Raw genomic sequence first — 21,623 nt, forward strand, 5'->3', positions numbered from 1 at the left:
GCCGGTGAAGTGCAATCGAGTTTGATTTACCGAGGACTTGAAGTCTTCCGTGATAGCGTTTATTTCACGAGCAGACTGGTTGAATCAATCCCGTGAGTGATATTCTACTGGGCGCAAATTGTACTCTTTCACCCTAAGTACAGGTTTTCTGATGAACTTTCGGTCAATCTCTTTCGTGTTTTTCGCGTTAACTCTGCTGGGAGTCCTCTCAAACGCTCATGGCGAGGAACAGAGACCGAAACCGAACATTATCTACATCTTACTCGATGATGCCGGATATGGAGACCTCAGCTGTTACGGTCAGGAAAAGTTTGAAACTCCAAATATTGACCGCATCGCCAAAGAAGGGATGAAGTTCACACAGCACTATTCAGGAAGTACCGTTTGTGCACCAACTCGCTGTTCACTGATGACCGGGAAACATACCGGTCATTGTGTCGTTCGAGGTAACCGCGAAGTGAAGCCGGAGGGGCAAGCCCCGATGCCGGCTGATGTAGTCACGATTCCGAGGTTGCTGAAGAAAGCAGGCTACACATCAGGGATGTTTGGAAAATGGGGATTGGGAGCACCCGGGTCGACCTCTGATCCAATGGAGCATTTTGATGTCTTCTACGGATATAATTGTCAGCGACAAGCTCATAACTATTACCCTGATCATCTATGGTCGAACAACGAGTTTGTTCAACTCGACGGGAAGACCTACGCTGCGGATTTAATATTTGAACAGTCCTTGAAATTTGTTCGGGACCACAAAGGGGCTCCGTTTTTTCTTTATTTACCTGTTACCGTTCCTCATGCAGCGATGCAGGCTCCGGAAGATTCTGTGGCTCCGTATCGTGAGAAGTTCCCACAGTTTGAAAAGGTCCAGGGGAAATACGCCGGAACGACGATCAACAATCCCATCGCAGCGTTCGCTGGAATGATGACACGTCTCGATTCACAAGTCGGGGCACTTCAGCAGTTGCTCAAAGAGTTGAACCTGGAAGAGAACACAATCGTCTTGCTCTCATCAGATAATGGACCACACAAAGAAGGAGGCCATGACCCCGAGTTCTTCAATTCCAATGGCCCGTTCAAAGGACATAAACGCGATCTTTACGAAGGCGGAATTCGAGCCCCGCTGCTGGCAAGCTGGAAGGGAAGAATCGCGCCCGGTTCCAGCTCAAAGTTGATTTCTGCACACTGGGACATGCTTCCGACATTTTGTGAAATCGCTGGTGTGGAGCCTCCTGCAAATATCGACGGGATCTCGATTCTCGATGAACTGACCGGGAATCCGGATATGCAAAAACAGCACCGCTACCTGTACTGGGAATTCACCGAACGAGGGAAGTCGCAAGCTGCCAGAAAGGGAGATTGGAAAGCGGTCCGCAAGAATCTCAAAAAGAACCCCGAGGCTCCGATCGAATTATACGACTTAAGCAAAGACATCGGCGAAGAGAATGACATTGCGGCAGAGCACCCTCAGGTCGTCAAAGAAATGTCCCGCATTCTTGAAGAAGCACACGTTCCATCAGAAACGTTTCAGCTATTTCAATAAGAACATTCAATGAGAGTCTGTTCGTTGAAAGCATGCAGTGCCGTACCTTTAAAGTGTACGGCATTGCATCTTTTTTAATGAATTTCGCTCACTTCCTGAAGTGGGCTTTGCCAGTTTTCTTCGAGCCAGTCGAGAAGTTGCTCTTCACGGCTGGTCGGTTGAACAGGCTCGTCGAAGTTCTTTTTTTCTCCCACGATGTAGGATGGTCGGGCTCGGACCTGATCGTAGATGCGGATTACATATTCTCCGATGATCCCGATTCCCATCGCGTTTAACGCTCCCAAGAGTGATGCCACAATCGTAATCGAGGCCCATCCAGGAACGGCCAGGCCGGTGAAGAGTTTATGGTACAGCGTGAAGCTCGTGACACCTGCACATGTCATCAAGGCGACACCCGCAATCACGTAAAAGATTGAGAGTGGAACTGTTGAGAACGAAAAGATAGCAGTCTTCGCCAGACGAAACAGGCCAAACATCGAAACGCGAGGAGTGTCGTCATGACGACGCCCACGTTCGACCGGGATACCAATTTGTTTGAATCCCACCCAGCTCCGGAGCCCGGAGAAGTAACGGTCTCGATCTTTCAGCCGCATAATTTCCTGCGCAACCGCGCGATCCATCAGGCCGAAGTTTCCAGCGTCCATTGGGATTTTGGTCGACGAAACTGCGTTCAGGACACGATAGAATGCATGGAACAGCGATCGTTTCACAATGTTTTCTTTGCGACCATGTCGGACCGCATAAACAACATCGTAGCCTGCTTCCCATTTCTGGACGAAATCAACAATCGCGTTTGGATCGTCTTGCAGGTCTGAATCCATCACGATCACAGCATCCCCAGCAGCGTGGGCAATCCCCGCCTGAACTGCTGATTGGTGCCCGAAGTTTCGTGAAAAATGAATCACTCGAACACAACGATCATTCGCTGCCAGTTGGTCAAGAATTTCGTCACTGGAATCTGAGGAACCATCGTTGATGAAGATAATTTCGTAGCGAGGTCCACACTTTTTCAGGGCGGATTGCACCAACATGTAAAGGTCGTTGAGGACATCCGCTTCATTGAACGCCGGCAGCACAACCGAAATTAATCGCTGGTGAACGTCGCGTCTTTGCGCGGCTGTGGATCGGGCGTTAATCATTTCGAAAGAACTCCTACAACAGAGAGCCCGCACGGAACGGGTATTCGGTTCATCATCCAGCGTTCGGCGGCTGCACAGTTGAGAAGCATCTGATTTGTGAACTTTGAAACTCTTGGGAACTCTGCCGAGCGACCTTTCGGGAAGATTTTTTCACAGCTACGAACAGCCATGGCAGCTGGGAGTGTGAAAGCATTCCAGTGCGTCAGACTAGTGACTTTCAACCCGGCTTCTTCGGCTTGAGCGCGCAACATCTTCATGGTGTAACGTCGATAGTGTCCGAGTGCTTTGTCCCAATCGCTAAACATCCATTGATAAGCAGGGACTGTCACAATCGCTCCACCACCGGGAGCCAAGGCGTTCGACACGTTTTGCAAGACTGCGACGGGATCTTCGATATGTTCAATCACATCGAGAAGAACGACCGCTCGTAATGATTCATTTTCGACAGGCCACGGCAAAGCAAGATCATGCAGCTGAGCGGACAGGCCACGGGATTGTGCGGTCTCGATCGATTCGGGCATGACGTCAAACCCGCTGACTTCATAACCCATTTCCTGAAAAGTGATCAGGTTGCGAGCCGAGCCAATTCCACCTTCAACCAGTTTCCCGGGAGCGGGGAAGTACTTCTGCAGCAAATTGACCGCAAGGTCTCTTTTAGCGACGTGCCACCAATAGGACTCTTCCAGTTCTTTCAGTTCTTCGAGATGTTCGACCTGCATCGGAGTGCCGTTCGTTCTGGTTCGGGGGAGAAAGATTTCATGCTCTTTGAACCTGTCCAGAAACCTCTGAAATGTGCCGTCTCCTCGATATTTCAGCGGCCAACGTCAAGTTTTCGGATCAGTTCCAAAATGATCTACCTCACAAAGAACCGGGATGCAGGAATGAGTCCGTTACGTTGCTTTTCCGCAACGACTTATTTGGTAAACCATTCAGTTTGTGTTGGTTGTAACGGTTTGGGGTGATGCGAATTTGCAACACGCCAGCAATTAGGAGCGTGCTCAAATGAATACCGGCACCCTCTAGGAACAAGAGCTACTTATTTGAAGGTCTCTTCATTGAAACAAATTGTAACTCGAAGACTTCCTGCTTCTGGGCCAGTTTATTTCTCAGTGTCTTATTTCAAGTCTTAGTTCACGATCCTGATTCAACACTCTTGTTTTCCACAGTCCCACTTCGTTCATCGCGACGGCATTCGTAAATTCATGACTGAAAATTCCCCTTCCAGACTGAATGAACTTTGGAGTTCGATGTCCGTTTCACAACGGATCGTTTGGGGAATTGTTCTCGTGCTATTGGGCATCAATGTTCCAGTTTTTCTTTGCTTGCATCTGACTCTCGATACGGTCATCTACGATTTGCAGGCCCGCTGTGCGCTGGAAGGTGGTGTTTTGTATCAAGACATTGTCGAACCGAATCTTCCCGGTGTTGTGTGGGTGCATATGTTTGTGCGAAGCATTTTCGGTTGGTCAGATGTTGTTCTGCGATTGTTTGATTTGGCTGTCGTTACTGGAATCATTGCTGTTCTCTCGCGTCTGATTTTGCGTCGCGATAAATCCCTGTTTTCGAGACAGTCAGCTTTGCTGACATTGTCAGTTTTTGCATTTTATTTGGGGCTTCTGGAATGGTGTCACTGCCAGCGTGATCTCTGGATGCTCTTGCCCTGTTTGCTTGCGGTGCAGTGTCGGATTTCCCGATTGGAAAAACGAGAAGAAGACTTGTCTTCGAAGCAGGTTGCTGCCTCAGCGTTTCTTGAAGGTATTTACTGGTCAATTGCATTCTGGATCAAACCACACATTGCCGTGCCAGCTCTCTGCGTGATTTTGATGTCGGCCTGGCTTACGAAAAATCGAACTCGCATTGCAATCGAAATCAGTGGAGTCCTCGCGGGCGGAATCCTCATGGGGATTCTCGGCTCGCTCTGGTTGATTCAAACCGGAGCCTGGGATGCATTTTGGGTGATGCAACTTGAGTGGAATCCCGAATACGTTTCGACGGGGCGCTCTCGATTGACCGCTGAACGCATGGTCGGATTATGGAACGTCTTCTTCCCGTGGAGTTGGGCCCATGTGGTCGCTCTCATCGTTTCGGCTCGGACGATCCAAACCAATATCATCGAGAAGTCACAGCGACAGCCGCGCTTACTCCTGCTCATTGCGCTTTACATTGGCTGGCTGGTGCAAGTCTTCGTGTTGCAGTACCCGTTCATGTATGTTCATGTGCCAGCATTGGTTCTGGCTTTAGCGATTTCATTAAGCGTTAGGATTCCATCACAATTTCAGTCGATCGTCTGGAAGGGTTTCGCAGTCGCTTGCCTGTTGGTCGTGCTGACCTCGCCGATACTCTCTCCTGTTCGGCTCAGTTCCTGGTGGGATTGCGTCAGTTCAGGACCATCGATGAAACTGCGAAAGAAGATTCAGGTCGATCCTCAACCGAGCTGGGAGCATCTTGAACCAGTTATTGCCTATCTGAAAGAACAGGGAGTTCAGGACGGAGAGGTCACGGTCTATACGAATCACTTAGTTCAGATCTACCCGGAGTTGGAAATCAGACCGTCCACTCGATATGTCTTTCTCGACACATTGGCACGTCTCTTCAAAAGCCGGACCGACGAAATCTCACTCGCGCTGGAGCAATGCCAACACAGGTTTGCAGTCAGCAGTCTCACTGATGCCGGAATGACTGAAGAAGAACTTCAAACTCCGAACAATCCCGAGACACAACTTCCCGAGGCGTTTCCTGAAGACGGTTTTGAGCTTTTCCCGTTTTCGCAGCCGGTCGTTTTTCGCTCTGGGCCGTATGTTGTCCATCGAGTGACCCAGCCCATCGGGAAACTCGCGACAGAATTCGATCCACTCAAGCACAAAGCTCGGATAGCGACTGAACCCGAATAGCTGCGATCGGATGAAGTTCCGCAGTAGCTGGCTCACACGACTGAGTGAGTCTCTTCTTCTTTCGAACCGGATGAGGAAGGGAGATTCATTTCAAGTGAGACCAGGTTGGAAGCCCTCGGTGCGGATGCTTCAATTGGTTCAGGAATGATATCTTTTCCCGGTCCAAAAACAGTTCTCCAGGCAGACATCGCAAATCCGGAAAGTGTTCCAAAAGTGGCATCGACCGCTGTCGGTTCGTATCCACAGTGGACCATGCAGTCCTGGCATTTTTCGTTCCCACTGGCTCGCCCGTAGCTGTCCCAGTCCACGGAGTCCATCAATTCCTGAAAGCTTTCAGCGTAACCTTCTTCAAGTAGATAACATGGTTTCTGCCAGCCAAACAGGTTGAAAGTTGGATTTCCCCAAGGAGTGCATTCGAGATCCCATTTTCCCTTCAGGAATTCCAGGAAGAGTGGAGACTGGTTGAAGACCCAGGACCGTTTCGCGTTGCCAAGAATGCGTTGGAATAAGTTGGTCGTCTGATCGCGAGAAAGGAAGTGCTCCTGATCAGGAGCCTTCTCGTACTGGTATCCGGGAGAGAGCATCATCCCTTCGACGCCGATCTCCATGAGTGTGTCAAACATCCCTCGCAGCCGATCAGGATCACCGTGACTAAAGACGGTCGTATTCGTGGTTACGCGGAAGCCTTGGTCAACGGCTGTCCGAATTGCCTGAATCGCAACGTCATAAATCCCTTCTCGGCAGACGGCTGCATCGTGGTCTTCTTTTGGTCCGTCCAGATGAACAGAAAATGAGAGTTGTTTCGAGGGCTTGAATCGATGCAGATTCTTCTCGAGCAAAATGGCATTTGTACAGAGGTAAACGTACTTGCCGCGCTCAATCATGCCCTCAACGATTTGATCAATTTCCGGATGAAGTAGCGGTTCCCCTCCTGGAATTGAAACAATTGGAGCCCCGCATTCGTCGACAGCGTTAAGGCATTCCGCGACCGAAAGGTGACGTTTCAGAATTTCCGTCGGATGTTGAATTTTTCCGCACCCTGCACAAGCAAGGTTGCACCGGAACAACGGTTCCAGCATTAATACAAGGGGATATCGTTTCCGTCGTTGAAGCTTTTGCTTCACCACATACGACGCAACCGTCCACATTTGAGAAACTGGTACTGACATAGATCTTCGACTCCGTCCGAAGTCATTGTTTTGAAATGAGTTAAGCGTGTGATGTGATAACAGTTTTGCAGCCCGGCGTCTGCGCTGATTTCCCGCAAATTTACACGGACGACGATTGTAGTTGACTTTAGCTGCCACGTGAATCGCCGCTTAGATTCATGCATTTGTTCGGGGATAGACCTCGACCCAGTTCAGCGTGCTGCTCGGCAGAGGGCCGCTGCCGTTGCATTCATTGAAGTAAAGAAGGAGCCCGTGGAACAGCAGAGCGTCGTTGAGGTTTCCACCCATCCAGTCCTCGTACACTTGTGGCTCGCTGAAGAGAGCCAGAACCTCGGCTGGTCGCATGCCAAACCGAACGAGGCCAATTCCTTCTCCAGGGTGAATGTCGAGCTTCATCTTTATCCTTGTGCTCCGACACGAAACCTGATGACCCTGCAATTGGTGAATTTTTGCATCATTTCGTCACAACCCGCTTTTGTGAGGTACGTTTAGAACTGCCCCTGAAACCTGAGCTTGCTCTCTCAAAGAGTGAGTCAAGTGAGCATTCCGGCGTTTCCAGACCGGTATCGGGCAAGTAATACCGTTGAATCCCATAATCAGCACAATTTTGACAGCTTTGGCAGCAATGATCTCCTCAATCTCGAATTCCCCTCTCAAAACAGACGTGAACTCAGGTTCGACGAGATCGATACGGGTCTTGTTTGCTGTGGCTGTTCTGTCGACATGTGGGTTGATCATGGCGATGGACTTCGCTGATCCCGATTTGTGGGGACACGTGCAATATGGTCAGGAAATTCTTGAAGAGGGTGTCCTGCCACGAACGAACACCTGGTCCTTCACAGCTGAAGGAACACGTTGGATCAATCATGAAAATATCGCTGAACTGGTCATGGCGTCCGGCACAAATGTCTTTGGTCCTCGTGGGCTGACAATCGGGAAATATCTGTTCGGTTGGATCTTGCTTGGGATCATCTGGTGGCGTGCCCGTGCGAATGGGGTGCATCAAATCGTTGCCGCGTTCATTTGTCTGGTCGTTGCGTTCTCAATTCAGTTTCACTGGCACTTTCGTCCACAAATCTTTGGCTATGTCTTCTTTGGGATGATGAGTGCGCTATTGTACTGGTGCTTTCAGAAGGATGGGCAAGGAGAAATTTCAGCAAAGCGATTGCTACATCTTTTCTGGTTGCTTCCGTTGACAGCGATCTGGGCGAACACACATGGCAGTTTCGCAGCTGGAGTTTGTGTCGCAATCGCCTGCCTGGGATTACGATTCATTGAACTGATTTTGACAAAAGTCCGGGGCCGCTCAACCGGTGAGCCAATTCCCTCTGAAACCCGCAAGGCACTGACGATATTGCCAATCGTCGGTTTTGGAATTTGTGTTTCAACTCTGCTAACTCCATATGGGATTGAACTCCATCAGTGGATGTGGGGTGCTTTGCATGAACCGCGACCTGAAATCGGCGATTGGGAATCCCCATCGTTGTTCAGCTTTAGCCGCGAAGTGGTTGGATTTTGGGTGATGGCGGTCACCGTGCTCCTGGCGGCGAAGGTGCGTCAACGAGCTGACTGGGTTCAACTCATTGTGTTCGGGTTGATCGCAACGCAAGCCATCAGTCACATTCGACATCTCCCATTACTGGCGATCCTCTGGGCCAGTTGGTTCGCTCTTGAAATCAACGATGTCGCTGTTCAATTCATGGCGGATCTCAAGAGGGAAAATAAAAAACTTGCAGCTTCATCTGCTTCCAAACGATTTTGGCAACGTCCGATTCTGATTCAGGGAGTTCTTGGAATCTGGATCGTTTCCGTTGCGGTTGCAACGGCTCCGAAGCTGGCAACACTCAATGTCCCTCGCGACAAGTACCCGGTCGATGCGCTCAAATATATGGCTGAGCATGGTCTCGAAGGCCGTACAGTGGTCACATTCAACTGGGCTCAATATGCCATCGGTTTCTTTGCCAACGAGAAGATGGATTCGACGGTTGCCATCGATGGTCGCTTCCGTACATGCTACCCACAAGAAATCATTGATGTCTACTTCGACTTCACTTTTGGAGAAGATTACGAAGGGCCACGGCATCGAAGCCCGCTGTCTGGCCCGATCGATTCCTCTCGAGCTCTCTCCTTTAAAAATCCCGAACTCATCCTCATCAGCCGGTTGCAACAGCCCTCTGTCAGAGTCATGAATCGTCATCAGGAGAACTGGTCGTTGCTCTATCAGGACGACCTGGCACAGGTTTGGGGACCGAAAAACCGGTTCGACAATCCAGCAAGTGAAGATTATCTCGCTGCCAACCGTCGTGTGATTACCGACAATGCAGCGGTCAAAACTCCCGCAAAGTGGCCTGCTTTCGCCACTCAATCAGAACACCGAGTCAATCAACGCAATAAACAGATTGCCACGGCTCATTGATTTCGGGCTTTCGCCGGACATTCCTCACCTGAAACGGGAATCGATTCAAGCAACCCCATGCTGCGATCAGCGGTCAATGAAGGTCTTGCCGATTGAGACTTATAAGTGTTCGGTAAAACAAGATCCCCGCGAATCAAATTTCTTCAGGGAACCAGTCTGCACTCGCTGCTACGGAGTTGTTATTCTAGAGCGATCTGCTCTACCGTGTGCCCGTTAAGAACGCGTTTCATCAATAAAAATGCTGTTCGCCACGAGGCAGAACCTGTACACCAGTCCGAAAGATGCTCTAAGCCGAAAATCGGTTCAGGAGTTCTCTCCCCCTTAAATTTTCATCCCTTGCAATTCAACCAGCGGCCTCAGGTCAATTCGCATTGAGAGCTGATCTCTTCGCTGGCTGCGACCACCGAACATGAACATTCTGCACGAACTCCAAGCTCGATTTCTTCCAGCTCTTGAAGACTTTACGGAAAACCCTCAACCATTCGCTGAGATGGTGAAGGTGTCCCAAGACGCTCGTTTTGGCGATTTTCAAGCCAATTGTGCGATGCCGCTCGCAAAGAAAAATGGAGTTAATCCGCGTGAGCTGGCAGCCAGTCTCGTCGAGAAGCTGGATGTTTCGGACCTGTGCGAACCGCCAGAAATCGCCGGTCCGGGGTTTATCAACCTGCGACTTAAAGACGAAGTTGTCGAGTCACTCACAAACAGAGCCTTCAAGGATGAACGCCTCGGCGTTGCGGAAGTGAAAACTCCAAGGAAGTACGTCATCGACTTCTCTTCACCAAATGTCGCGAAACCGATGCATGTCGGACATCTGCGAAGTTCCGTCATCGGAGATGCCCTGCAGCGAACATTTCGATTTCTGGGACATTCCGTCGTCAGCGACAACCATATCGGCGACTGGGGAACCCAGTTCGGGATGATCATCTACGGGTATAAACATTTTGTTGACGAGGCGGCCTATCAAGCGGACGCCGTCGGCGAGTTGGCCCGACTTTATCGACTGGTCAACACCCTCAGTGATTATCACGCTGCGGTTTCAAAAATTCCTCAGGAAGAACAACGAATTGAGACGCTCGCAGGTGCGCTCGAGTCGGCGGAAGCGAGTGCAGATCCGAGTGACAAGAAACAGAAAAAAGCACTTAAAAAACAGAGAAACGAACTCGTCGCAGCCCGCGAGTCACTCAAAGAATTGAACTCACGGGTGGTAGAAATCGAGTCGGACGGGAACCTCAAACAGCTTGCGGATGCTCACCCCGACATTGCGAGACTCGCTCGCGAAGAGACAGCGAAGTTGCACGGGGGAGACCCGGAGAATCAGAAGCTGTGGGATGAATTTCTTCCTCAATGTCTGGCTGCTCTGCAATCGGTCTATGACCGTTTGAATGTTCACTTCGATAAAACTCTCGGCGAGAGTTATTACAACCCGATGCTCGCAGACGTTGTGGCCGATCTGGAAGCAAAAGGTCTGGCACAAGAGAGCGATGGTGCCAAGTGCGTCTTCATCGAAGGGAACGCAGCTCCGTTTATTGTGCAGAAAGCTGATGGAGCGTTTACATATGCAACAACCGATCTGGCGACGGTGAAATACCGTGTAGAGGAACTCGGCGCGGAGGTCGTTTTGTATGTCGTTGATGCCCGACAAAGTGAGCACTTCAAATTGCTGATGCAAACGGTCGATCTGTGGTTGGACACAAAGATTGACCTTCAGCACGTCAGTTTCGGAACCGTCATGGGGGAAGATCGTCGACCGTTCAAAACGCGATCGGGTGACAACGTTGGCTTAGAAAGCCTGTTGGATGAATCGGTTCGCAAGGCGCGAGAAGTTGTCGCCAGCAATGATGATTCAAAAACGGATGCCGACGGGAACCCGGCTCCTGAACTCGATGAAGAAACACGCACTGCGATTGCCGAAATCGTTGGAATCGGCGGCATTAAATATGCCGACCTGCATCACAATCGCGAAAGCGATTATGTCTTTGACTGGGATAAAATGCTGGCAAACACCGGCGATACCGCAACTTATATGCAGTACGCCTACGCTCGAATTCACGGGATCTTTCGTCGCGGCGGAATTGATCTCAACGAACTGCGAGCATCGAGTTTCAATATTCATCTCGATGATCCGGCAGAACGATCGCTAGCTTTGAAGTTGTGCCGGTTCGGTGAAGCGTTAGAGAGTGTCGGCAGCGAGTGTCGACCGAATTTGCTCACGCAATATCTCTTCGAAATGGCTGGCGAATTGACAACGTTCTACGGGAAATGCTCGGTCCTGAAAGCGGACACCGAAACCACAAAGCACAGCCGTCTCAAGCTCATCGACCTTGCTGGTCGCGTGATCAAGCAGGGACTGGAGCTACTCGGAATCGAAGTCTGCGAAAAAATGTAGGTTTGTCATCGCAGCGTTCGCGGTTGATCGATCCTCGCTCAAACTGGCGTTTTTGAGTGATGGCTGGTGGAGGCGTTCCCGCCTGGAAAGCCTCCACACACAGTACCATTCTGCATCAACACCATTCTGCATCAACGCAGTGCTTATGAAATTCAGCACCAGAAACATTCGAGACGGTTTTCTCAAATACTGCGTCTGAATATCAGGAGAGCATCACAGCTGTTCCAAGTAGGCTGCGAGCAGATTCGGGTACGCCATCAGGTCGGTTTTGTGCGACATTTCGGTGACGGTATGAATGTACTTCACCGGGCAGGCAAAGACTGCCACGCGGACACCTGAGCGGGAACGCTGAATGGCGGCTCCATCTTGTCCGCCTCGCGGAAGGACGCCTCGTTGACAGGGGATGTTGTTTTTCTCGGCGATCGCTTCAATTTGTTCAAGGAGTTTGAGATCGGCAATCGTTGAGGAGTCCATGATCTTCAGGCAGATTCCATCACCGGGGACCGTCACGCGTTGTTCTTCTGGGACTCCCGGAATTTTGCAACAAAGGGTTGTGTCGCATGAAAGACCGATGTCAGGGGCGACTTCAAATGATGCCGGGATCGCTCCTCGCAATCCGACTTCTTCCTGAACTGTCCAGACGGCGTGAATTTCGCAGTCGTGATGTTTCAATTTTTCAATTGCTCGAATCACAGCCCAGCAGCCAATACGATTGTCGAGACATTGAGAAACAACGGAGTCACCAACTTCGGAGAATGGACCTTCCAGAACGACCATGTCACCGATTTTGACTTTCTGCTTAACAACTTCCGGATCGAGGCTGAGATCGATAAAGAACTCGTTGATTTCCGGGATTTTGTTCTTCTCATCGTCTGAGGCAATATGAATCGGACGGCCACCGGGGTTCATCACTCCTCGCAGGTCTTCAGAGGATGTGCAAACTTTGACTCGGCGAGCAAACAGGTTTCGCCGATCGAATCCACCGACCGGATTCACGCGCAAAAAACCATCATCACCGACGTGTGAAACCAGAAAACCAATCTGGTCCATGTGGGCAGCCAGCATGACCTTGAGTGGCTTCTCGATCGCCTTCCCATCCTGCGGACGCGATTTGCGGAGGCAGATTAGCGATCCCATCGGATCAGTCCGAATTTCATCGAAGAGCCCTTTCTCGGTCACATAATCCTCGATGATTTTTCGAATCCGCTCTTCGCGGCCGGGGACAGATGGAGTTTGTGTGAGTGTTTCCAGCAGTTCCATGGTGTTTCTTTCTGAACCGATCAAAGCTGAGGAGATGAATTCTTGAGCCGCGCCTGATACGTGCTCGAGTATCACTCTAGTTCTTGCCAGCGAAATGAATCAAGCCGTTCATTCGGTCTGGTGGCAAGAAACGTGGAGGCGAACCCAGTTCGTCGCCATTCCGAGAGCTCTGGACTTGTGGAGGCCAATTTAACTGTTCGGATCAAGATTCACTGGTTGGTATGCTAACTTTCTCAAATTTTGTTTTGATGGGCTCCGCTCAGTTTTGAAATTTGGGCTCTGAGAAATTTAAGTTTCACTGAACATTCAGGTTGGTTGAGCTGTCCATTCTCACAGGAACGAATGAAATATCATCAACAACAGCTGATATTCTCAGAAAAAGGCAGGTCTCGACACTTTGATTGTTCACCTGCTAATCTTTGTTCAGAGGAGACAGTGTCGCTGCGCTCTCAATACAAATAGCGCGCCGTATCCTGTTGAACTCGAATTGACACATCAATCGATGTCTTTCAAAAGCTTGTTGGACTGCTCATCGAATTTTCTGGATGTCAATTCACCATTAATGAACCAGTAGTTTGGAGTGAAGAATGGCTGACAAAAAGCTCAGCAAGGTGGAAGGAATCAAAGGGGACAGCCAGTATTTGCGAGGGTCCATCAAAGAGGATTTGCTAAGCGACGCCCCCCAGGTTTCAAGCGACAACTTCCAATTACTGAAATTCCATGGAACGTATCAGCAGGATAACCGCGACGAACGAAAAGGCGGTTCGAAGTCGTACAGTTTCATGGTGCGCAGCCGAATTCCAGGTGGAAGGGTCACGGCAGCTCAGTTTCTGGCGGAACTCGACCTGAGTGACAAGTATGGCAACCAGACGGTGCGGATCACCGACCGTCAGGGATTTCAGCTTCACGGAGTCGTCAAAGGGGATCTCAAATCGACGATTCGCGGAATCAACGAGAGCAAGCTCTCCACGCTTTCTGCTTGTGGGGATGTTTGCCGAAACTTTATGTGTTGCCCGGCACCGTTTCACAACAGTCCCATCCACGATGAAATGCAGGCACTGGCCAAGAAACTGGCGATGCACTTCGCACCGAAAAGTTCAGCCTACTCAGAAACCTGGTTGACAGACGAAGATGGTGAAAAAACCAAAGTCGCCGAAGTGAATTTTGTCGAGCCGATATACGGAAAGACTTATCTGCCACGAAAGTTTAAATTCGGAATTGCGCTTCCAGAGGATAATTGCGTCGACATCTACACTCAGGATTTGGGCCTGATGACGATTGTCGAAGAAGGCAAGATTATCGGCTACAACGTTTTAGTGGGTGGCGGCCAGGGGATGACGCCGGCCAAAAAAGAAACTTTCCCCGCAGTTGGAAAGAGGCTGACATTCGCCACAACTGAGCAAATCGTGGAAGTTTGTGAAGCCATCGTCAAAGTCCAACGCGACTTTGGAGATCGTGTCGATCGCAAATTTGCACGTATGAAATACCTGATTCACAATTGGGGCTTAGAAAAATTCAAAGCCAAAGTTGAAGAGTATTACGGTGCTTCACTCCCGGAACCCCACCCGACAGATGTGACCGATGCGGATGACCATATGGGTTGGCATGAACAGGGGGACGGCAAGCTGTTCCTGGGAATCAATGTCGAGAATGGACGCGTCAAAGATGAGGGCGATTTTCGCTTGAAGACCGCAATCCGAGTCCTGCTCAACAAGTATGGCATGGATACGCGTCTGACTGCTCTTCAGGGAATGATTCTTTGTGATATCGATCCTGCTGACAAAGCAGACATCGAATCGATTTTGAAAGAGCATGGAATTGCACTTGCAGATGAGTTGAGCCTGTCTCGACGATACTCGATCTCTTGCCCGGCACTACCAACGTGCGGACTCGCGGTGACCGAATCCGAACGGATCATGCCAGGCGTGATGGATGAATTTGACGCACTTCTGAAAGAATATGGGTTGAGCGATGAACGGGTCACTGTTCATATGACCGGTTGCCCTAATGGATGCGCTCGGCCATACACTCCAGACGTTGGTCTGGTTGGGAAAGCTCGCGGTAAGTACACCATCTACTTAGGTGGCAACGCTCAAGGGATGCGCATCGGATTCATCTATGCAGACATGGTCCCGCAAGAAGAGATTGTGAGCACGCTCTCGCCAGTTTTCGCTCGATATAAATCTGAAAGAAACGAGAACGAAGCCTTCGGAGATTACTGTCACCGAATAGGCCTTGAAGCACTCACTGCGGAATAGAGCAAATCGCTACACCGTTTTTGTTTACCTGTGGATAGCGGGTTTCTGAAATTGTGCGCGCGTACGCCCTCGCGGATTTTGCTCTTTTTACTGAGAGAACGATTGTCTTGCGTTCGCAAAAAAGTACGTGCGAACTGCAGAGTTGTAGGCTGCCGAGAACGAGCAAGACGAAATTTCCGGTAGGAAAAAAATCGAAGTCATTTCGCAGAGTCGACGGATTTCTTTACGCCTTCAGAAAATTGACGGGGCGATAGCTCTCGTGGAGAATCTCGCCGGATGGTGTTCCGAGCCAGTTTTCTAAAATGCCAGCATAGACTTCACGAAAGTCGGTATGAAATTTGAGGTCACCTTCTTCAAGTTTCTCCAGGCTGGGCATCTTTCCAATGAGTCCAGATTTCACCCTGTTCCCAGCGAGGAACAACGGAGCGGCGCGGCCGTGGTCGGTTCCGGCACTGGCATTCTCAGCGACACGTCGCCCGAATTCGCTGAAGCACAAAGCCAGCACACGATCTCCATGTCCATGTTGATTCACATCAGCAATGAACGCTGACAGAGAATCACCAACTTGACGGAGCAGGCTCGCGTGTGCTTCTGCTTGTTGGGAGTGCGTATCAAATCCGTCGATTTCCACATAGTACACCCGTGTTGCAAGGTCCGCGTCGATCAACTGTGCAACCGTTTTCAACTGAGCTCCAAGTGGTGATTCCGGATACGTGACGTCCGTTTGATAGTTTTTGGTGACGTCTTTTAGTCTCTCGCTGACATCGATTGCTGTGTCGGTGCTGGTCTGTACGAAGTCCAACAACGAGCTTGACTGAGAACGTTGTGCGTTCACGCTGTTGCGAATTTCGCTGAGTGATTCCCGCTGCTTGAGTTCGAGTCGAAATTGCTCCAGCGACTTGACTGAGGGGACGCGATGCTGAAGCGATGCCAAAGCAAAAGGTTGCTTACGATTTCCAAAGTGCAGCGCGGGGATATCGAGAGGTTCGTTGACCTGGATCGAATCGATAGCCCGGCCCAACCAGCCGTCCGGACGTTGATCCGACTTTCGTAAGCACGTATGCCAGATATCCATCGATTCAAAGTGAGACAAGTTCGGATTCGGATATCCAACTCCTTGGACGATCGCAAGCCGGTCTTGCTCAAGTAAGTCGCTCAGTCCCTTCGCAGCTGGATGAAATCCAAGTTCGTCGTTGATTTTGGAGACATCGCTTTTGGGGATCGCAAGTTTCGGACGGGCTTTGAAATACTCATCGTTGTTAAATGGAACAACGGTATTTAAGCCATCGTTTCCTCCCGACATTTGAACGACAACGAGGATCTTTTCATCTCCCGTTTGTTTCGATTTCTCGGCAGCATGAGCGAGAAATCGAGGAGAGGCCGATCCAAACGCCATCATTGCAGGAGCAGTCAATGCAACAAATTGTCGACGTGTCAGTGGCATGGTTGTTCTCCTGAGCATGATTGCTCTCTTGATGTTGAACTGATCTCCGGTGTCCCCCTCCGCTCGAAAGTTTCGGAGCGAATGAGCTAACCCAATTGGAATTCCGGAAGTGTGCAAAACAGGTGCAACGCGTCACGGAGTCTCTGTTCGCGATTTCCTTGGCCCATTTCAATCATGTCGGCAACTTGCTGTTTGACGTCGCCCGGAAGCTCAACCGCCATCAGCAACTCTTCCCAAAAGTCGACGATCTGTTCTGGTGAGTCTGCATCATTCTGACGCAAGAAGTCTTCGAGACTCCCCCTTGCAAAACGTGTTTCTTTGCGATCGAGAAGAGACCGGATCAAGTTCGCCCTTGCGAGCAGTGTTGAAGAGTTGATCCAGGTCCGCCCGCCGTCCCAGCCTTTCACATTCGGTGGAAAGAATGGAGTCTGTCCCAGTTCATTGAATCCCGCTGTGAGTGAATAGAGGTCTGTTGAGCCTTGCAGGGCTCTCAGGAAACCGACGGAGAATTCCACCGGTGAACGTAGTTTCTTTCCGATTGAATGCTCGGAAAAGAAGAGATTACTCGACAGGATTGTTTCAATTACCGGACCAATTTGATGATCATTTTCTTCGAACTGTTTTGCCAGTGGGGCGATCAACTCATGTGGTGGTTGCGGTTCATCAAAGACAAAGAAGTTGATCAACTTTCGGATGACAAAGTGTGGCCCCGAGGTTTCTTGAAGCACAATTTCAACACCATCTTCACCGTCGAAGCGGCCTTTCTTTCCGAGAAACGTTTTCTCGCCAGAATCGTGTTGATATCGATTGAAGCGATATTTATTGTTGCGAATCTCCCATCCAGTGAAGCAGCGGGCGAGTTCGCGAATATCGTTTTCGGTGTATTGCCCTTCCCCCAGGCAGAAGAGTTCCATTAACTCTCGGGCAAAGTTTTCATTCGGATGTGCTTTTCGATTGGTCGCTGAATCAAGGTAGATCAACATCGCTGGGTCACGAGCTATTTCATGGACCATCTTTGAGAAGTCCCCCAGTGCATGCTCACGCAGCATCTGGTTTTGCTCGTACATCAGCTTCGCTTCAGTCACTTTCTCTCCACTGGTGGCGAAGTGTCCATGCCAGAAAAGAGTTGTTTTCTCACGGAGCTGATCGCTAGTTGTCAAGAATCGATACACCCACCAGGCTGGAAGATTTTTGACGTCTGCACTTGCCAGAATCGAAGCTGCGAGAGATTCAATTTCAGATTGATACTCCTCAGTTTCACTTCGCTGATGAACCAACGATTGAACTAACTCCGCAGGCTTTTTCTCAATCGCTTGGTCGAGTTGCGAAGATGAGGCGGCAAAACCTGCCCGGCGAAACAAGTGAGCTGCTCGGCGTCGCGTCCAGTCCGAAGAGTTCGGCTCGAATGTGGACCATGCCCAGGTTGGGTCAATTTTGAACATCTGGTTGATCTCCTTCTCGAAAGAAACATGCGGTCGATACCAAACTACTCTTTCAATTGAACACCAATTTCGAGATCCAGTATTGAATCGCGCGTCGACAATTGCAGATCGGCTTGTTCGAACAGCTTCAGGAATTCCAGAAAGAGTCCAATCTTCTGAGTGGCCTCTTCGCGAGTAGACCCTTCCTTCAAAATGTTCTGTGCTATCAGGTGGCTGCGATTGTCGTCCAAAGTGAGTTGTAATTGCTCGGCATTAATGACCATCTCGGTGTTGGTCTTCGTTGAGGCGACACTTGTCCCCTCGGGCTGCTTCGCTATGGCAAGACGACGGGCAAGGTCTTTCGATGAAGCGATCACAAGTCGCTCACCAGAGAAGCCCACAGTTGGCGAGAAGTTAAAGTTGATCTTTGCCTGTTTGTTTGTCTCTTCACCGAGTTCGGGAATCGGCGTTGCCGAGATGAGTTCGCCCTGATCCAAAGATTCAAAATCGAGCTCCAACTGCGGCTGTCCGTTCATGGCACCCACGACATTAAAGAACCCGATGAAGCTCTGGTAGATTCTGCGGAATTCACGCGTAGTTGTTTGAGGATCTTTCATTTCTGCCAGGAGTGCGAATGCCGGAATCTTGATTGCAGGGATGGGAGCCTCTTCTGAATAGGATTGGCGTATCGCGAGAATCTGCATGTTTGGAGAGAGGGCTCCCAGGATGTCCTGTCCAAAATCTTTCCCTGAGAAGAACGTCGACAGATTACTGTCTGCCTGAGCGAGACCATCGTTGACCTGTTCGTTGAACAGATCTCCGCCTCGCAACCACATCTCGGAAACGTTCCGGTATGTTGACAGTCCAAAGAGCATGTTCGGGACTTCCAGAATCGGCTTCGCTCTTCCTGTCCCTGCTGGTCCAAAATAATATTCACGCAGTTCCGGGGTTTCGGCCGACTCGTATGGGAGTTGAACATTCAGTGCCAATCGATTTCCTTGTGCATGAATCGCGGCTGAAAGGTGCGATGCAGTTTTGAGTGACTCCATCACACCACCCAGTAACAACTCACCTGCCGGGTTCTCTGCTTTTCCAGAAAACAGCTTTTGGAGATCTTTACTTGGAGCGGCTCGCAACGGGTCCAGGTCAATGAATGCCCATCCAAGATTTCCCGCTCCTACATCCTTTTTCGCTTTTTTGAAGTTCACATTCGTGGCCAACGTCTCCGTCGGTCCATCGAGTAATGCATCGATGATCGATTTTCCAAGTTCCCCCTTATTGCCCGCAATCAACCAATTCTCGTACGTTAAGAAGCCTCCATCCTTTGTCGTGTAGACTTGAATCCCACGGTAATCTTTGACTTGATAGGGATCTTCGTTCCCTTTGTTTTCCGCATCTTTCCGGGCGAGCTCAACCACCTTGTCTCGCAGGTCCCTCAATTTCTCTGGATCTTCTCCTTTAAAGATGACGGCAACACCTTCCGTTTTGGGATCGAAGGCTAACGATACTCCGCCAGCAGAAAGTGTTTTCACAGCGTTCTGCCAGCTCATGCCAATTTGAAACTCCACGAACCGCAGCCCCGTGATTCCTTGAAGATATTGCGGACTCTTTGCGAGTTCCTTGAAGGCGTCGAGTTTTTGCAGATTGGCGAAATACGAATGTTCGAGAAAGCCTTCGACTGCCGCCGAGGGATCGTGAATTTCGGCGAAGAAGACAGTTGAAGCGGGTAAGAGTTCCTCAGCTCTTTCTGCAGCCTGCAATGATGAACAGGAGTTCAAGGCGATCAAGGGAAAGACGAGCGAGAACAGAATTTTGAATGGCATGATACGCTTCTGCTAAGAAAAAGGATCAATGGAGCCTACTTCAATTACCCGTCTGAAAAGAATGCGGTGTCAGGAAAAGCAGAATCTTCAAAATTTTCGTTCGAGGCCAGTTTCGATCTGGCAGCTTTACAGAGCAGGTTTTGCTTAACTCGTCTGGGATTCAACCGGCGAGAGTGGGACTCAATCAGGAATCGTTCGACTCTAAATTTGCGAGATCAGCCAGCTTGAGGAGCCCCAATTTCACGCGCCGCTTTGCTCCGGATTCGCTGCAATCCATTGCCAGAGCGATCTCTGAATACTTCAGTTCGCCAAAATATTTTAAGCGAATTGCATCTCCCTGCGGTTCTGGAATCGTGGAGAGCCAACGGTCAAGAGTCTCTGATTGCTCGGCCTCTATGAGTGAATGAAAAGGCTGCTCCGGTCCATTTGCCGTTGCTCTGAGCTTGGAAAAATCTCGTTCGCGCTGGGTCGTTCGAGACGATTTCAGATTCGCTCGACGAGCCAGATTAAGTGTGATGGTCCAAATCCAGGTACTGAATTCGAAGGCTGGCGAGTACGAATGCCGGGAATGAAAAGCAGCTAGAAATGCCTCTTGAACCAGGTCTTCCGCGTCACTCCGGTTCACAAGCTTGCTGCTGGCGAAGCGAAGAAGCTTCTTCTGATATCGTTGTACCAATTCCGTGAACAAGCTGGTTTCGCCAGCCTGTACGCGGATCATGATGTCGACATCAGAGAGCATTATGCTCCCTTCTCAAGATGAGCAAGAATACAACCTGCCGCACCGATGAATCCGGCATCTTTCCCTAAAGCTGCATACTCAATTCGAGTTTTTTCTGCTGGAATCGGGAAAGTATGTTTCCGAACTTCGACACGGATGTTCTCCAGAAATCGGCGGCCGAGTGCTGTTTCATTTTTTCCGAACGTCATGGCCCCACCAATGAGGATCATGTCGGGGTTAATCGAGTGCATGATGTTAATTGTTCCCAAGGCAAGATACCGCCCTGTTTCCATGATCAGGCGATTCGCCAGATCGTCATCAGCGTTGGCACAATTTGCGATGAGCAACGGCGTTAATTCTTCTCCTTTGGCAATCTCCTGAGCAATGATACTCCGAGCTCCGGATGCCAGGGCTGCTTTGCAGCGACGGACCAGCGCTTTCGCTCCCGCGAACAATTCGAGTGATCCGTGAATACCGTGCTCGGAGTAAGGGCCTCCCTCTGCCTGAATGATCATGTGCCCACACTCTCCGGCATGTGAATGTGCTCCGGTGACGATCTTGCGATTGATGACAATCCCGCCACCAATTCCGGTCCCTAAGGTCCACAGCATCAAGCTGTCTGAATCTTTGGCAGCTCCTTGCCAGCACTCTCCATACGCTGCTGCGTTGGCATCGTTGTGCAGGACTGTTGGCTTATTGAAGCGTTCGGAAACGAGATCACGCAAAGGGAGATTTTCCCAGCCAGGCAAATTGAACGGATGAAATACAACACCAGTGTGAATATCCATCGTCCCCGGCGCTGCGACTCCAATTCCGTCGATGCGGTCCCAGCCAACTTCGCTCTTTTTGACGACATTCTCCATCGTCACATAAAGACTGGACAGACCTTCTTCGCGGGTCCCTTCTTTTACTGAAGGGGCTTGTAGCTTCGCAATCGTTTGGCCTTCAGCTGAAACAACACCGACCTTGATGCTGGTTCCGCCAATGTCTACTCCAAGAAAATACTTTTCGTCGCTCACTATGAATGCCCTTGAGGAATGGCGTTACATCCGAATTGCACGTATTTGAGAGTATATAGGTTCCTTCTAATGATTCACAATTCGCATTCATAGAGATTCATCGCTTTGCAGGACTCTGCAATATTCCGAATGACGCGAA

At 50.1% G+C, this 21,623-nt stretch carries 16 protein-coding genes; 5 read left to right on the plus strand and 11 right to left on the minus strand.

Annotated elements, in window-relative coordinates; all coding sequences use genetic code 11:
* The first annotated feature begins 151 nt into the window (after positions 1-151).
* Positions 152-1,540 carry an arylsulfatase gene (locus tag ACN0YR_RS17130; RefSeq protein WP_417850454.1) on the plus strand — a complete coding sequence of 463 codons (1,389 nt, stop codon included), beginning with the start codon at positions 152-154 and terminating at the stop codon, positions 1,538-1,540.
* Positions 1,541-1,614: 74 nt separating this feature from the next.
* Here ACN0YR_RS17130 and ACN0YR_RS17135 read toward each other — a convergent pair whose 3' ends face one another.
* Both ACN0YR_RS17135 and ACN0YR_RS17140 read right to left on the minus strand, forming a co-directional pair.
* Entirely contained in the window at positions 1,615-2,679 is a 1,065-nt protein-coding gene (locus ACN0YR_RS17135; protein ID WP_417850455.1) for a glycosyltransferase family 2 protein, read from the minus strand.
* Complete coding sequence (locus tag ACN0YR_RS17140; protein ID WP_417850456.1) at positions 2,676-3,398, minus strand: class I SAM-dependent methyltransferase; 723 nt, start codon at positions 3,396-3,398, stop codon at positions 2,676-2,678. The genes ACN0YR_RS17135 and ACN0YR_RS17140 overlap by 4 nt, the downstream gene beginning before the upstream one ends.
* Positions 3,399-3,926: 528 nt before the next feature.
* Between ACN0YR_RS17140 and ACN0YR_RS17145 the strand changes: the two genes are divergently transcribed.
* Complete coding sequence (locus ACN0YR_RS17145; protein WP_417850457.1) at positions 3,927-5,570, plus strand: hypothetical protein; 1,644 nt, start codon at positions 3,927-3,929, stop codon at positions 5,568-5,570.
* Between the two features lie 32 nt (positions 5,571-5,602).
* Here ACN0YR_RS17145 and hpnH read toward each other — a convergent pair whose 3' ends face one another.
* The 3 genes from hpnH to ACN0YR_RS17160 form a co-directional block, all read right to left on the minus strand.
* The gene (gene hpnH, locus ACN0YR_RS17150) at positions 5,603-6,739 is read right to left on the minus strand and encodes an adenosyl-hopene transferase HpnH (protein WP_417850458.1); all 1,137 of its coding nucleotides are present in this window, start codon (positions 6,737-6,739) and stop codon (positions 5,603-5,605) included.
* Between the two features lie 156 nt (positions 6,740-6,895).
* Entirely contained in the window at positions 6,896-7,135 is a 240-nt protein-coding gene (locus ACN0YR_RS17155) for a hypothetical protein (RefSeq protein ID WP_417850459.1), read from the minus strand.
* Positions 7,136-7,201: 66 nt separating this feature from the next.
* Positions 7,202-7,477: a hypothetical protein gene (locus tag ACN0YR_RS17160; protein WP_417850460.1), complete on the minus strand. Its 276-nt coding sequence runs from the start codon at positions 7,475-7,477 to the stop codon at positions 7,202-7,204.
* Here ACN0YR_RS17160 and ACN0YR_RS17165 point away from each other — a divergent pair.
* Positions 7,476-9,155: a hypothetical protein gene (locus tag ACN0YR_RS17165; RefSeq protein WP_417850461.1), complete on the plus strand. Its 1,680-nt coding sequence runs from the start codon at positions 7,476-7,478 to the stop codon at positions 9,153-9,155. The genes ACN0YR_RS17160 and ACN0YR_RS17165 overlap by 2 nt on opposite strands.
* A gap of 409 nt (positions 9,156-9,564) precedes the next feature.
* Positions 9,565-11,541, plus strand: coding sequence for an arginine--tRNA ligase (gene argS / locus ACN0YR_RS17170; RefSeq protein ID WP_417850462.1), 1,977 nt, complete (start codon positions 9,565-9,567; stop codon positions 11,539-11,541).
* Positions 11,542-11,754: 213 nt separating this feature from the next.
* On the opposite strand, the gene ACN0YR_RS17175 is transcribed toward argS, so the two are convergent.
* Entirely contained in the window at positions 11,755-12,801 is a 1,047-nt protein-coding gene (locus tag ACN0YR_RS17175) for a M42 family metallopeptidase (protein WP_417850463.1), read from the minus strand.
* 587 nt (positions 12,802-13,388) lie between these two features.
* On the opposite strand from ACN0YR_RS17175, the gene ACN0YR_RS17180 reads away from it, so the two are divergent.
* On the plus strand, positions 13,389-15,059 hold the full coding sequence (locus ACN0YR_RS17180) for an NADPH-dependent assimilatory sulfite reductase hemoprotein subunit (protein WP_417850464.1): 1,671 nt from the start codon (positions 13,389-13,391) through the stop codon (positions 15,057-15,059).
* A 223-nt stretch (positions 15,060-15,282) separates the two neighbouring features.
* Here ACN0YR_RS17180 and ACN0YR_RS17185 read toward each other — a convergent pair whose 3' ends face one another.
* From ACN0YR_RS17185 to ACN0YR_RS17205, 5 genes are all read right to left on the minus strand, one after another.
* Positions 15,283-16,503, minus strand: coding sequence for a DUF1501 domain-containing protein (locus ACN0YR_RS17185; RefSeq protein WP_417850465.1), 1,221 nt, complete (start codon positions 16,501-16,503; stop codon positions 15,283-15,285).
* A gap of 86 nt (positions 16,504-16,589) precedes the next feature.
* A complete protein-coding gene (locus ACN0YR_RS17190; RefSeq protein WP_417850466.1) occupies positions 16,590-17,945 on the minus strand; it encodes a DUF1800 domain-containing protein in 1,356 nt (451 codons plus the stop codon).
* 44 nt (positions 17,946-17,989) lie between these two features.
* Positions 17,990-19,747, minus strand: a complete 1,758-nt coding sequence (locus ACN0YR_RS17195) for a hypothetical protein (protein WP_417850467.1) — start codon at positions 19,745-19,747, stop codon at positions 17,990-17,992.
* 184 nt (positions 19,748-19,931) lie between these two features.
* Entirely contained in the window at positions 19,932-20,486 is a 555-nt protein-coding gene (locus ACN0YR_RS17200) for an RNA polymerase sigma factor (protein WP_417850468.1), read from the minus strand.
* Complete coding sequence (locus ACN0YR_RS17205) at positions 20,486-21,484, minus strand: ROK family protein (protein WP_417850469.1); 999 nt, start codon at positions 21,482-21,484, stop codon at positions 20,486-20,488. The genes ACN0YR_RS17200 and ACN0YR_RS17205 overlap by 1 nt, the downstream gene beginning before the upstream one ends.
* Between the last annotated feature and the right edge of the window lie 139 nt (positions 21,485-21,623).

The sequence above is a fragment of the Thalassoglobus sp. genome, from assembly GCF_048270125.1.
Classification (GTDB): domain Bacteria; phylum Planctomycetota; class Planctomycetia; order Planctomycetales; family Planctomycetaceae; genus Thalassoglobus.

What these genes read in the sequence shown, in the direction of transcription:
- ACN0YR_RS17190 (WP_417850466.1), bottom strand. Translation starts at nt 17,945, where the DNA reads ATGTTCAAAATTGACCCAACCTGGGCATGGTCCACATTCGAGCCGAAC.
- ACN0YR_RS17165 (WP_417850461.1), top strand. Translation starts at nt 7,476, where the DNA reads ATGGCGATGGACTTCGCTGATCCCGATTTGTGGGGACACGTGCAATAT.
- ACN0YR_RS17130 (WP_417850454.1), top strand. Translation starts at nt 152, where the DNA reads ATGAACTTTCGGTCAATCTCTTTCGTGTTTTTCGCGTTAACTCTGCTG.
- ACN0YR_RS17200 (WP_417850468.1), bottom strand. Translation starts at nt 20,486, where the DNA reads ATGCTCTCTGATGTCGACATCATGATCCGCGTACAGGCTGGCGAAACC.
- ACN0YR_RS17155 (WP_417850459.1), bottom strand. Translation starts at nt 7,135, where the DNA reads ATGAAGCTCGACATTCACCCTGGAGAAGGAATTGGCCTCGTTCGGTTT.
- ACN0YR_RS17195 (WP_417850467.1), bottom strand. Translation starts at nt 19,747, where the DNA reads ATGCCATTCAAAATTCTGTTCTCGCTCGTCTTTCCCTTGATCGCCTTG.
- ACN0YR_RS17135 (WP_417850455.1), bottom strand. Translation starts at nt 2,679, where the DNA reads ATGATTAACGCCCGATCCACAGCCGCGCAAAGACGCGACGTTCACCAG.
- ACN0YR_RS17140 (WP_417850456.1), bottom strand. Translation starts at nt 3,398, where the DNA reads ATGCAGGTCGAACATCTCGAAGAACTGAAAGAACTGGAAGAGTCCTAT.
- argS (WP_417850462.1), top strand. Translation starts at nt 9,565, where the DNA reads ATGAACATTCTGCACGAACTCCAAGCTCGATTTCTTCCAGCTCTTGAA.
- ACN0YR_RS17145 (WP_417850457.1), top strand. Translation starts at nt 3,927, where the DNA reads ATGTCCGTTTCACAACGGATCGTTTGGGGAATTGTTCTCGTGCTATTG.
- ACN0YR_RS17180 (WP_417850464.1), top strand. Translation starts at nt 13,389, where the DNA reads ATGGCTGACAAAAAGCTCAGCAAGGTGGAAGGAATCAAAGGGGACAGC.
- ACN0YR_RS17175 (WP_417850463.1), bottom strand. Translation starts at nt 12,801, where the DNA reads ATGGAACTGCTGGAAACACTCACACAAACTCCATCTGTCCCCGGCCGC.
- ACN0YR_RS17185 (WP_417850465.1), bottom strand. Translation starts at nt 16,503, where the DNA reads ATGCCACTGACACGTCGACAATTTGTTGCATTGACTGCTCCTGCAATG.
- hpnH (WP_417850458.1), bottom strand. Translation starts at nt 6,739, where the DNA reads ATGTCAGTACCAGTTTCTCAAATGTGGACGGTTGCGTCGTATGTGGTG.
- ACN0YR_RS17160 (WP_417850460.1), bottom strand. Translation starts at nt 7,477, where the DNA reads ATGATCAACCCACATGTCGACAGAACAGCCACAGCAAACAAGACCCGT.